This window comes from Aeoliella straminimaris (assembly GCF_024054565.1).
GTDB classification, from domain to species: domain Bacteria; phylum Planctomycetota; class Planctomycetia; order Pirellulales; family Lacipirellulaceae; genus Aeoliella; species Aeoliella straminimaris.
On the sequence record NZ_JAMXLR010000058.1, the window covers coordinates 1 to 11,970 of the forward strand.

An 11,970-nucleotide genomic window follows, 5' to 3' on the forward strand; every position below is an offset into this window, starting at 1 on the left:
GCTTTTGGCCATCGGCTTCACCATTTACGGACCACAAGTTCTCATGGTTGGAACCGCGCCAGCGGATCTGGCAAAAGAGGGAACGGCGGCCGCAGCAGCGGGCTTTGTAAATTGCATGGGATATTTCGGAGCCGCCTTGTTTGGCGATCTTCTGACTGGCCATCTCGCAGAGAACTATGGATGGAAGGTCGCTATTTCCGTGTGGGCAGCATGGGCGTTCGTGGCTGCGGCGTTAGTTGCCGTGCTTTGGAACAAGACGGGCGAACAAGACATCTCGATCGAATCGACATGAGTATCCCGGAACGTGCATCGCAGTGATGACCGGTGGCGGGAGCGAATAATTTAGGCATAACCCTCAAACGGGAGGTAGGGACAAGTGCGAGCAATTATCATTGGTGCGGGCCGTGGAAGTCGCTTGATGCCGACTACCGAGGACTCGCCAAAGTGCTTTGCAGAGGTGGGAGGCCAGAGAATACTCGACTGGACCCTCGATGCTTTCCGCAGTAGCGGCATAGACGACATCTGCTTTGTAGGTGGGTATTCTATGAACACCGTGGAAGCAGAGTACCCGGAACTGACCTTCCGCTTTAACGACAATTGGCCCAACAACAACGTCCTGGCGTCTCTGTTCTACGCCGAGGATTTGATGGACCGGCCATTTGTCTGCTGCTACTCGGACATTCTATTCTCTCCACAGGTGATCGGTACGCTGCTCGACAATAGCAATGACATGACACTGGTTGTCGACACCAAATGGTCGGACCGATACGCACACCGGACACAACATCCCCCAGACGATGCGGAGAAGGTTGTTGTTCGCCAAGGCCAGGTCACCCGGATCAGTCGCGATATCGATCCCGAAGAGGCCTACGGCGAGTACATCGGTGTCGCCAAATTTTCCGCCGCTGGGGCACGCTGCCTGCGCGAGCACTATCATCGACTCCGCCGCACTTACAGCGGCCGACCGTTCCGCGACGCAGCGGTCTTCGAGAAGGCCTACAAGATTCATTTGTTTCAGGAGATGCTCGAGACAGGGGAGTCGTTCTCCCACGAAGACACGGATGGCGAGTACATCGAGATCGATACTCAAGAGGATTTTGATTACGCTCGGAAGCACTGGACCACAAAGCACTTGGTAGTTAACCATGGCTAATCACATCCTGTTCCCCGCGTCGGTCATCGGATCGATGCCGCGCCCCGACTTTGTGAAGCATCTTATCGGCGACGACTCTACGCTTGGCGAGGAAGAGTACGATCGCTTGATGGGACATGCGATTCACGCCAGCGTGGCCCTGCAAGAGACGGCGGGACTCGATATCGTCTCCGATGGCGAATGGTGGCGCAAGTCGTATATCGGCGTGATCGCTGAGCTTGCCCATGGATTCGAAGTCGGCACGAATCCCGCCGACGGGCGCCCCTGGACAATCGTCGTCGACAAGTTGTCTCCGCGCAAGCCCGGCTTTATTGCTAAGGAGGTTGCATTTCTCAAACGACTGACCGGCCGCGGCATCAAGGCAACGCTGCCAGCGCCGGCCTTGTTGGGCGAACGAATGTGGGACCCAGAGAAGTCCTCCAAAGCCTATCCCACTCGGGACGAATTTGTATCCGACTGCGTGCCCATTCTTCGTCGAGAAGTCGAACTGTTGCGCGACGAAGGTGTCACCGTTGTTCAAATTGACGACCCCCATCTGTGTCTGTTCGTCGATAGCGAGATTCGTGCGACTTACGAAGATGCCGACAAGGCTGCCGACTTTGCTGTCGACATGAACAACCAGGTGTTCGACGGCATCGACGGCGTGAAGAAGGCGGTTCATCTTTGTCGTCGCGCCGGCGCCCGCGCTCGCGGGGAAGCCGATCACCGTGGTACGTTCGATCCCATCATGGGGCAACTTTGCCGCTTGGCAGTCGACCATCTGACGATGGAGTTCATCACTCCCGGTTCTGGAGAGATGTCCGTATTCCGGCAAATCCCAGAAAATGTCGAGATCGGACTTGGGTGCGTAAGCTGTCAGCCAGGTGTCATCGACTCCGTCGAGGTGATCGTGGAACGAGTCGAACAGGCTCTGAAGTATTTGGAGCCGCATCGTATCACCCTCAATCCCGACTGCGGTTTTGCACCGGGCTCCGCAGCAACGGTGAGTCTTGACGAAGTGTACACCAAGCTGTGCAACGAAGTGAAAGCGGCAGAAGTACTGCGCTGCAAGTACTCTTAAACGTTGACGACGAGCCGCCCTGAACTCCATGCCAATGGCCAGCCCAGCCTGCCCACACGGCATCTTAAGCGGTCTGTCAACCTTACTCGCACCTCTTGCAGATCCTGACATGAACCAGCGGGTGGACCATTCTCGCGAAATTTCGACATCTCAAAATTGCTGAAGGTGGCGGCAACTTCAGTCGTTGCAGCTTCAGGTATCTGAAGACATTTGCCCGCCGAGAGTCACCTCCAGCAGGGCCGTACGCAAGATGAGTTGGATGGCATGTCGTCCTCTCTGCCCTCCCAAAGATCCGAGGAGCTAAGCCTTAAGTTGTTCTGCCATTCACGGCCGCTTCAAGTTCCAAGCGGTAGTTGAACCTGCCGGGGGAGCGTGGGTGACATGGTCAACCGCGGCGGAGGCGGTACCCCCCACCCTGCGGGGCTTGGATGGCAAGCTGAGCGAAGCCACATTCACCTCCGCTCGAAGAACGGTGACCTTAATGCCAATGATTTGCAGGCTGTCCTGAGCCTCACAGGGTGCCAGCTGATCCAGACCTGCTAGGATTGTGTTGTATGAGCAACGCTACCGTAATCTGGCAAGGGTCTCGATGACCATGGCAAATTGGAGTTCCTCATGGCGGCAAATCACTTTTCTGACCGATGGTTAGGACCACTAGTGATGGCAGCAGCATGCTGCGGGCTGTATGGCTGCGGGCCCGAGCCGACGAGTACCGTCTTGGTATACGAGGTGGACCAAGAAGCGAGGCAGGAAAGAATGGCGGCCATGGCCGCTGCAGCGATCAACACTCGACTCGGGAAGGCTGGCAGCGCACGAGCATCCGCAAATGGACGCATAGAGGTGGATATTTTCGGCAAAGTGGACGAACGTGAATTGCAACAGATCAAGCGCCGCATCACGACGAAGGGCACGCTTGTATTTCGTATCGTGGCAAATCCGAAAGACCACGCTGAAGAAATTGCATTGGCGAAAGCGAGTGCGGCTACAAGTCTGGAGAAGGATGGTCGCACGGCAGCCCAGTGGGTTACCCTCGCCCCAGAGAACTTCTCCGAACAGGCGGCACCCGATCATTGGGTCACGCGGTCCGATGGTGATGGTCAAACCGAAGTATTGGTTATGGTCGATTCGAACGACGTGACGGGTGAATACCTTGCTTCGGCCAAATCGGCCGTCGATCCAGAGGGGGAGCCGGCCATGACTCTCACCTTCAACACGACGGGGGCACGCCGCTTCGGTCGCTTGATCGCTGAGAACCAGCCAGACGACGAGAAAAGCGTCCCTAGGCACCTTGGTGTCTTACTGGACGACACGCTTTTCGCGGCATTGCCAATTCATGATGCAACTACCGAGAATGTGCAGGTCACCGGAAACTTCACGGCCCGCGACGTGGAGACGATGGTCGCGATCCTGCGGGCTGGCAGCTTGCCGTGCAAGATTCGACAGGTGTCAGAACAGCCTGTCGGCAAATAACTGCGGGGCTCGCGAAAAACGAGGGCGGCCTGGTTTAGTCACGGTTCGCTCCAGTGGGCGGATGTAGCCGCGATGGGTGAGTTCTTCCAGCACTGTCTCCAGGGCTTGGGTTTTAAGCGCATGCATGCAGAGTTCCCTAGTTGTACCCAAAGCGTCGAGCTTGAATCGGCTGTGACGCGTGGTGACGGCGATCGCGCGGACTACGCTTCGTCCCAATCTTCGAGAATGGCTCCTGTTTGCCGCGCCTGGGTTTCGGTGGGTGGGTCGAGTTCGGCATCGCGGAGGTCGACCAGATAGAAGTCGACGCCGTCGGTTTGGGCGCCACGGAGTCGAGCCCCACGAAGGTTCGCCTTGCGGATTTGTTCGGACTGGCGGAAATAAAGCTCCGAGCGGTCGTCGGTGTAGAAGCCGGTCATGTTGCCTTCCAAGGCAGTAGGGCTATCGACCAATCCGCTGCGGGATGACCCCATGTGAAACGAAGCGCCACGCAGATCGGCTCGCCGCAGGTCGACGCCTTCCCAATTGACGTCGGCCAGGTGAGCATCGACCAAGCGAGCTTGGCAAAAGTCGGCCGCGGGCATCTGAGCTCCGGTAAGGTGAGCGTGCGACAGGTTGGCCTGGTAGAACCGGCCCGCGACGATGCTCACTTCTTCGAGTTGAGCGTGCTGCAAATTCGCCCGGAAGAAGTTCACTCCATCGAGCACCGCGGTGCGAAGGTCGGCATGGGCCAGTTTGGCCCCACTGAGGTCGGCCCCCATGAAATCGACGCCATCGAGATTAGCCCCTTCAAGCCGCGCGGACGAGAGGTTGGCCTCGGGAAGGCTTGCGCCGACGAGTCGGGCATTGGTCAGCAGAGCGTAGGAGAGGTCCGCCTCGCGGAAGTCGGCGCGTTCGAGATTTGCCCGAGAGAAGCTCGTACTGGTACAACTTGCACCGACGAGCGACGCCCCCACCATGTTCGCATACGCCAAGTACGCCTGATTGAGCACAGCGTTGTTAAGGTTCGCGCCGTCGAGTGCCGTGGAACCGAGCATGGCGGAGTTGAGTATCGAGCTGGCAAGATTCGCCGAGGTCAGCTCGCACTTGGTAAGGTCGGCGCCGGCAAGGTCGATCTCGTGCCATTCGGCATTCGAGAAGCTGCCGGAAACCAAACGCCAACGGCGCCACCTGGTGGAGTCGGGACGCCAAGCGGGATTGATCGAGTAGAGGATACTGGCAGCCATGGCGTCGGCAGCCGAGTAGCGGCCCGATTCAACAAGTTGTTCAAGCGTCTCCAGCGATTCGTCGCGCGAAGCAAACCGCTGGGCACACAACTCGATCAGCTTGCGAGGCAGTGGCAGAGACAACCGGTTATTGAGCCGCCGAAGGTTGGGAGCCGTCACAATCCACTCGGCTGCCAGCGGCACTTGCACATCACGGTGTCGCAGCAGGGTCTTGAGTTGCTCCGGCATCTCACGCTGAAACGGCTTGAGCCATGCCTCGAACGGCGAGCTATCGCGACGACGAAGCATGGCGAGACTGGCGCGGAGGGCTTCGAGGAACTGACGTTCGTCCCCCGCCCTTTCACGGACCTCCATCCGCAATGCCGCATTGGGATCGGTGAGCGTTGCGTCTCGGCAGAAACGCTCGAGTACGATCGTAGCCAATTGGGGGTTCCAAGCCCGCTTGGCATGCTCCCCCAGTTGGTTCATCACTTGCTTACAGTCATCCGGATGGGCCGCCAAGAGATATTCAACCAGATCGTCACGTGTCCACGGCAGTAATTGAAACGCGTTAGCTTGAGATGGAGCTTTACCGGCAATGGTGGCTACGGCCAGATGCTCCCTGCCGATCACTTTCTCCTCGGGGGCCGTCTCCGTTTCGTCGGACACGGGAAATTCGAACTGGGGAAAGTGCTGCACCAGATACTGCAGTGCGGTCGACTTCCCGCTGCCCGGACCGCCTACTACCCACAGCGTACGGCTACCGCCTGCGTCGAGCTGTTCGGCGACAAAGTCCTCCAGCAGCCCGACCTCTCCCGTGGCAGCGCGGACTCTCGGGCGAACTAGTGCCCTGGCTGGCTCGAGAGATGGCATGGTTTACTACCCCTTGGAAAGTCCTCTATTCGCAACTTGATTTTACCCGCTCGACACCCAACGTCAAAAAGCTTTCCCCCAGAGGAGGCCAGGAGACCTGTAAACGCCAATTTCGAGCGACAGCGGACTGCCGGCCATAGCTAGCTGTCAATCACCGCGACTCGAAACGTCCGGCGCGGGCCGAAGCCCATGCAGGTGTGGCCACTTCTATCGCCGCGCGTCGGGGCCGAACAGGAGGAAATGCAGTAGGCGCCCCCTGCCCCGAGAATCAGCCTTCCGAACAACTGGCAGCCTGGGATGCCACGCACTACAATCGATCGAGCGGCTTGTGATGACCAGGCACCTCGGCTGACGCAGGCCGATAGAATTCCTTGAGCGAGAGATGGGTGGCAATGATACGGTTGATCGAAACGCTTTCCATGGTAATGATCGTGGGGTTGGTTAATGGTTGGCCGGCCCCTGCTTCGGCGCAGCCGCCCGAAATTGACCTACCCGACATCGACCTTCCTGGAGCAGAGCCACCACCTGTCACAGAGCCGGCCGCTCCGGTTGTCGACGATGCGGAAGAGTCCAGCGGCAAGGTGGACATCGAAGCCCACGTCGTGAAACTGAATGTCACCCATCGCCGTCCCGATTTCTACCAACCTTGGACGAAGTCGAGTCCTCAAAAATCGTCCGGATCGGGGGTCGTGCTTTCAGGCGGACGGATCCTCACCAACGCGCATGTCATCATGCACGAAAGTCAGGTGCTAGTGCAACTGCGCGAAGGGGGCGATCAATTGCCGGCCCACGTGGTGGTTTCGTCGCCGGAGATGGATCTGGCGATTGTCGAACTGGACGACCCCACTCCGCTGGCCTTGCTACCAGGGCTGGAACTGGCCGAGAATTTGCCTGAAACGAAATCACGCGTCAGCGTGTACGGCTACCCCACCGGGGGCGAGGACCTGTCGGTGACGACGGGTATTGTCTCGCGAATTGAGTTCACTTCCTACTACTTCACGGGGGCAGGTGTTCGAGTACAAGTCGATGCCGCGTTGAACCCCGGCAACAGTGGCGGACCAGCCATTCAAAACGACAAGATCATTGGCCTGGTGTTCAGCAAAATCCAGTCGGCCGAAAACATCGGCTACCTGATTCCCACGGAGGAGATTGTTCGCTTCCTGGACGATGTTGAGGACGGCACCTACAACGGAAAGCCACTGCTGCTGGACGAATACCAGTCGGGCGAGAACTCCGCGCTGCGCGAGTACCTGCAGATTCCCTCGGACACTACTGGCGTCGTGGTTACGCGTTTGAATCCCGACATCGGGGACCATCCACTGCAGAAACATGACGTACTGACTCATATCGGCCCCCACGATGTGGACAATCAAGGATTCGTCGAGGTGCGTCCTGGCTTGCGATTGCGGTTCTTGTATTACGTACCACTGCTGACCGAAGACGGCCAGGTGGAAGTCACCATACTCCGCGAGGGTGAATCACAACAAGCACAGATTCCGGTGAGCACCGAACGACAACTGCTGATTCCGCTGCTGAAAGACGGCTATCCCGAGTACTTCATTTACGGCCCACTAGTCTTCACCACCCCCACGCAGGAATCGATTCGCGCGTTGGGACCGATGTACATGACGGCCTTGGCCGCCAGGCAAAACCCTCTGATCCTGCGAATGTTCGACCGCCCCTCCGAACCAGATGAACAACTGGTGATGATCGCTACCCGGACTTTCCCGCATCGCATCGCACAAGGGTATTCCAACCAGCCGTTTTCGATCGTCAAACACGTTAACGGCACCCCGGTGGAGAACCTGAAGCACATGGCTGAGTTGCTCCGGGACTGCAAAGCCGAGTTCGTCGAGTTTGGCATCGATGGGCGGGGCGAAACAATGGTCTTTCGTCGCCAGGAACTCGAAGAAGCTTCGGAGGAAATCCTGGTGGACGAGGGCATTCGCTACCGGGCCTCCGAGTCACTTCGCTCGGTATGGAAGGACTAACAGCACGGCCGCCAACGACAGCCAGAAAGTAGCGGGCTCGGCTACATGAGCGGCAGCGGAGGATTGTGAGGAAGCCGTTTGCCCCAGATGCCCACGCCAGACATTGTAGTCGGCTAGGTCGACAATTCCGTTGCCGTTGCCGTCGGCGCCGAAGTGCGGCTGCACCTCTTGGTTGAACGAGTTTCTCCACACCGTGTAATCGGCTTGGTCGACTATCAAATTGCCATCGTAGTCGCCTGGCAGCGGCTGGCTGCCGCCGAGCGTCACCTGCCAGGTGACGAATTGTTCGAGGTTGGACTGATTCATTCGCACCCAACCGTCCACGGGATCAAAGCCGGTCGGATCGTAAGCCCGCAGTGTGATACCATAATCGCCAGCACCAAAGTCATAGTCCATCAGCTGGAAGGTCGCTTGATTCGCCCCCGCAATCATCACACCGTCGACAAACCACTGGAAGTCAATGATGTCTTCATCTATGGGAGACGCTTCTAGCTGAAGCGGATTGTTCAAAGGCAGCGAGTTGTCAGTCCAATCATCGAGCGGGTCCACCAATTCATAGATGTCCAATATGATCTTCTCGCGACTCACCGCATTGAATGGCTCGTGGAGGCTTTTCATTTTGGAATCGAGCGACGAACGGTAAATGCCTGTTCGGTGGTAGTTGGCTCCCTCGTAAGCACCAATGACCCCAACACCCGGCTGCAAGTGATTGATCCAGTGGGCCCATTTCGCGCCGGTCGGATCGGCCGTCACATTCACCTGGCTTGGCTCTGGAGCGTCGTAGTGCGAAGGACTGACGCCATGAGGGTACTCGTCGGCTAGATTGCTGAAAGAATGACCAACCTCATGCAGGGCGATTTCGTTGCTGGCGCTATTGCCTCCGGCGAAAACCGCGTAAGGTCCGCCCGAACCTCCATACTTGGTCTCGTTAACTGCGACATACTGCATTTCCGCCGAGAAGTCGGCGTTCGCAAGAGCAACATCACGCGCGGAGTTGGCCTTGCCCTGGTCGATGGTCAACAGGCGCTCAGTGACACCGTCGCCGTAGTACTGAGCGTCCAGAGCGGTATCCTTGAACACGCCTTGGGGAGGTACGTCGGCGCCCGATTCACTGGAGACGACCTCCACCGCGTGGACGTTGAAGTATTTGCGATAGCGATGGAATGGTTCCGAATTGATCGAGGCAGCAAACAAGTGATCGAGGTACGAGTGGATGTGTTGCTCGTAAACCCCGGCGGTCAGATCCGCCTGGGTATAGCCATCCCCCAGAGTGACGATATCCACACGGTTTTCCGACGGCCCATTGTCGACGAGCGTAGTCCACTCGGCCGCGGCCAGCGAGCAGTTGGCGAAAACCAGAATCCATGCCAAACTACACCGCGTGCTTCGACACCCATGCATCATGCGCTCCTTCCTGCTCCGTGCCCGCGGAAATTTAGCATAGGCCGCAAGATGGAGAAAGGCGAAACTTGGGTCTCCGAGTCCCTATCCTGGCAGCCAATCGACTCATTACAGCCGTGTTCGACGACCAATTGCAGCCAAGCACCTAGCCACCGGATCTCACTACGATGGACACACAATTAGCCCGGGTTTCACTGGCAAACCTACCCACGCCGCTCGAACATCTGCCAAGACTGTCGAAGCTGTTGGGAGTTGAATTGTGGATCAAACGCGACGACCTTACGGGACTCGCGACCGGTGGAAATAAGACCAGAAAGCTGGAATTTCTGATCGCCGACGCTCTGGAGCAACAGGTTGATTGCGTCATTACGGCGGGCGGGTCGCAATCGAATCACTGTCGGCAGACCGCCGCGGCTGCTGCGAAGTTCGGCCTCGAGTGCCATCTCGTGCTCGGCGGAGAGACACAGCCCCCCTTGGGCAATTTGCTGCTCGACCAGATCCTCGGCGCTCAGATCCATTGGGTCGCCAAAACGGAGCGCAACAACAAGATGCAGCAGTTGGCCCAACAACTACAAGGCGAAGGTCGGCGGCCGTACGTTATTCCTATTGGCGGATCCAACGCTATCGGTGCGGTGGGTTACGTGCAGGCATTCGTTGAACTGCAGCAGCAACTCGACGCGGCTTCCATCGCGATCGATCACATCTACTTCCCAACCAGTTCCGGCGGCACGCAAGCGGGACTGGTGCTCGGGGCGAAAGCGGCCGGTTTCGCTGGCAGTTTGACTGCCGTGAGCATCGACGTCGAGCCGAACGATCAAGCGTTCCTGGACGAGGTTTCAGACGTGGCCAATCAAGCGGCGGCCATGCTGGGACTCTCGCATCGCGTTGCACCGGCCGATCTACAAATGGACTTCGACCACCTGGGCGGTGGCTACGGAGTCGTTGGTCAACTGGAAAGGGAGGCCATCAGGCTCATGGCCGAGACGGAAGGTGTCTTACTTGGCCCCGTGTACAGCGGCCGCGGCTTCGGAGCACTCGTCGACCGCATCCGCAGTGGCCAGATCGCTGCGGGCGAACGCGTACTTTACTGGCACACGGGCGACGAATCGGCCCTGCATGCGTATTCGGCGGAAGTTCTTGCCGAATCCGAAAGCAACTAAATCAGGCCGAATTGCTTCGGTGGACGCGGTCGATTCCGTTTCCAACCGTCCGGCGCCGGACGATTTTGCCGCAGTGCGTCTATGACCACGTCTAGTTTCTCAACCTGATGCAGATCGGCCAAATGGCCAAAGTGGTGAATGGTCGCCCCAATGTCGTTGGAGACCTCGCAAACAGTGGTGGTCTCACCCGCGTAGAAGGCGATCGCCTCAAGCCTTTTTTACGTTAGCATCGAGGGAACATAGCGCCATAGGACCAAAACACATTTTGGGCCCATGTTGGGGAACAACATTCATGGTCCCAAAACCCTTCGAGCTTTGGCCCCCCAAAAATCCAAAAACCCTTATTTTTAAGACCTAACCAAGTGCGGGCGGTGTCAGCATCCTTCGCGTTGTTCCCCGCATGTCCGGCCAGTGGTCCCAAAACAGCGATCGTTGTACCAATACTCCCTGCGTGCTCGGCGGTCAGACAAGCCCGAGGCGCCACAATCCGGGTATGCAGCGTCTGGGCCAAAGACCAGCAATCGGACCACTCGCCACAACTGCACATAAAATCACCTACCCCCATTGGATCACGCTATCGAGACATTTCAACCACGGCTTTCTTACAGAGGTGATTTTGCGCCATTTCAGTTGCAGCTCTCCCTCGCGTCCTTTCGCCGGACAATCGGAGGCTGCAACTGCTGCTTCCTCTCAGCCCCGCCGCCTGCGGCGGGTCACCGTCTTCGCCCCCACCACCGCGAGGGCCAGCACGCCCCATTGCAGAGCGGTCCCGGGTTCAGGCACCGTCGAAACTTCCCCGACCGCTCCCGTCGACTGGCCGAAGTGTTCTTTCCACACCCCATAGTCGGCCGCGTCGACCACTGAGTCGCCATTGCCATCGGCGGCGAGGCCGGTGCCGGTGGCCCCGAGGTTGTTTCGCCAGACGGTGTAGTCGGCGAGGTCGACGGTGCCGTCGTTGTTGAAATCGCCGGGGAGCGGCGTGCTTGGCAATATTACTAGCGACATTGGATAGATGAACTCTGATTCACTACCGATCTCGATCACATTGCCAGTGTGGACATTGATAGTGTAGAGGGATGGGGGGATACCGTAACCAGGTGTCGCGGCAACATACATCTGATTCGTATCGGGATCGAAATCCATGGAAGCTGCACCGCTCACTGAAACATTCTGCGACAGGCTCCGCGACCAAAGAAATTCACCATTACTCTTGTCGACTTGCGAAACCGAATCGACTACTCCGACACCGTCTTCATAAATAGAGGACAAAGCGAACAATGCGCCGGTATCGTCAATCCCGAGCGCCGCAATTCCCCCTTTGTGAATACGGATGCCGGTCAACAACTGCAATTGACCACTTGCAAGGTCGACCTCCAATAGAGCCCGCACCCATCCACCGAGACTAATGTATGATGTAAACATCCTCTCCGCAGTAGGATCCCATGCGATACCGCCGGGGTAGAAATCGGAATACCTGAGTGCGCCAACAAAATCGGCGGCTCCAGTTCGCTCGTCAACTCTGTAAAGTTCATTTCGGTTGACTCCGTACAGGACACCACTACTGTCGGTCTCAAGTCCTGCTCCACTTCCACCCAGGGCGAGACATCCAGTGCAATCCGATCTAAAAGTCTCTCTGGGATTCGAGTACTGGCCGCTGGTC

General features: G+C 57.8%; 9 protein-coding genes. 6 read left to right on the forward strand and 3 right to left on the reverse strand.

Features of this window, described 5'->3' with window-relative positions:
- From NG895_RS16760 to NG895_RS16775, 4 genes are all read left to right on the forward strand, one after another.
- A partial coding sequence (locus tag NG895_RS16760) for a hypothetical protein (protein ID WP_252853681.1) occupies positions 1–292 on the forward strand: 292 nt, incomplete at its 5' end.
- Positions 293–376: 84 nt separating this feature from the next.
- Positions 377–1,153 (forward strand): phosphocholine cytidylyltransferase family protein, encoded by a 777-nt coding sequence (locus NG895_RS16765; RefSeq protein WP_341871464.1) that lies wholly within the window; start codon positions 377–379, stop codon positions 1,151–1,153.
- Positions 1,146–2,213, forward strand: coding sequence for a cobalamin-independent methionine synthase II family protein (locus tag NG895_RS16770; RefSeq protein WP_252853683.1), 1,068 nt, complete (start codon positions 1,146–1,148; stop codon positions 2,211–2,213). The genes NG895_RS16765 and NG895_RS16770 overlap by 8 nt, the downstream gene beginning before the upstream one ends.
- Positions 2,214–2,969: 756 nt before the next feature.
- Positions 2,970–3,683 carry a SecDF P1 head subdomain-containing protein gene (locus NG895_RS16775; protein WP_252853684.1) on the forward strand — a complete coding sequence of 238 codons (714 nt, stop codon included), beginning with the start codon at positions 2,970–2,972 and terminating at the stop codon, positions 3,681–3,683.
- A gap of 200 nt (positions 3,684–3,883) precedes the next feature.
- Here NG895_RS16775 and NG895_RS16780 read toward each other — a convergent pair whose 3' ends face one another.
- Entirely contained in the window at positions 3,884–5,758 is a 1,875-nt protein-coding gene (locus NG895_RS16780; protein WP_252853685.1) for a pentapeptide repeat-containing protein, read from the reverse strand.
- Between the two features lie 392 nt (positions 5,759–6,150).
- Here NG895_RS16780 and NG895_RS16785 point away from each other — a divergent pair, with 392 nt between their 5' ends.
- Entirely contained in the window at positions 6,151–7,749 is a 1,599-nt protein-coding gene (locus NG895_RS16785; RefSeq protein ID WP_252853686.1) for a S1C family serine protease, read from the forward strand.
- On the opposite strand, the gene NG895_RS16790 is transcribed toward NG895_RS16785, so the two are convergent.
- A complete protein-coding gene (locus NG895_RS16790; protein ID WP_252853687.1) occupies positions 7,723–9,150 on the reverse strand; it encodes a M64 family metallopeptidase in 1,428 nt (475 codons plus the stop codon). The genes NG895_RS16785 and NG895_RS16790 overlap by 27 nt on opposite strands.
- 167 nt (positions 9,151–9,317) lie before the next feature.
- On the opposite strand from NG895_RS16790, the gene NG895_RS16795 reads away from it, so the two are divergent.
- Positions 9,318–10,310 (forward strand): D-cysteine desulfhydrase family protein, encoded by a 993-nt coding sequence (locus NG895_RS16795; protein WP_252853688.1) that lies wholly within the window; start codon positions 9,318–9,320, stop codon positions 10,308–10,310.
- Positions 10,311–11,000: 690 nt separating this feature from the next.
- On the opposite strand, the gene NG895_RS16800 is transcribed toward NG895_RS16795, so the two are convergent.
- Positions 11,001–11,732: a dockerin type I domain-containing protein gene (locus tag NG895_RS16800; protein WP_252853689.1), complete on the reverse strand. Its 732-nt coding sequence runs from the start codon at positions 11,730–11,732 to the stop codon at positions 11,001–11,003.
- Positions 11,733–11,970: the final 238 nt, after the last annotated feature.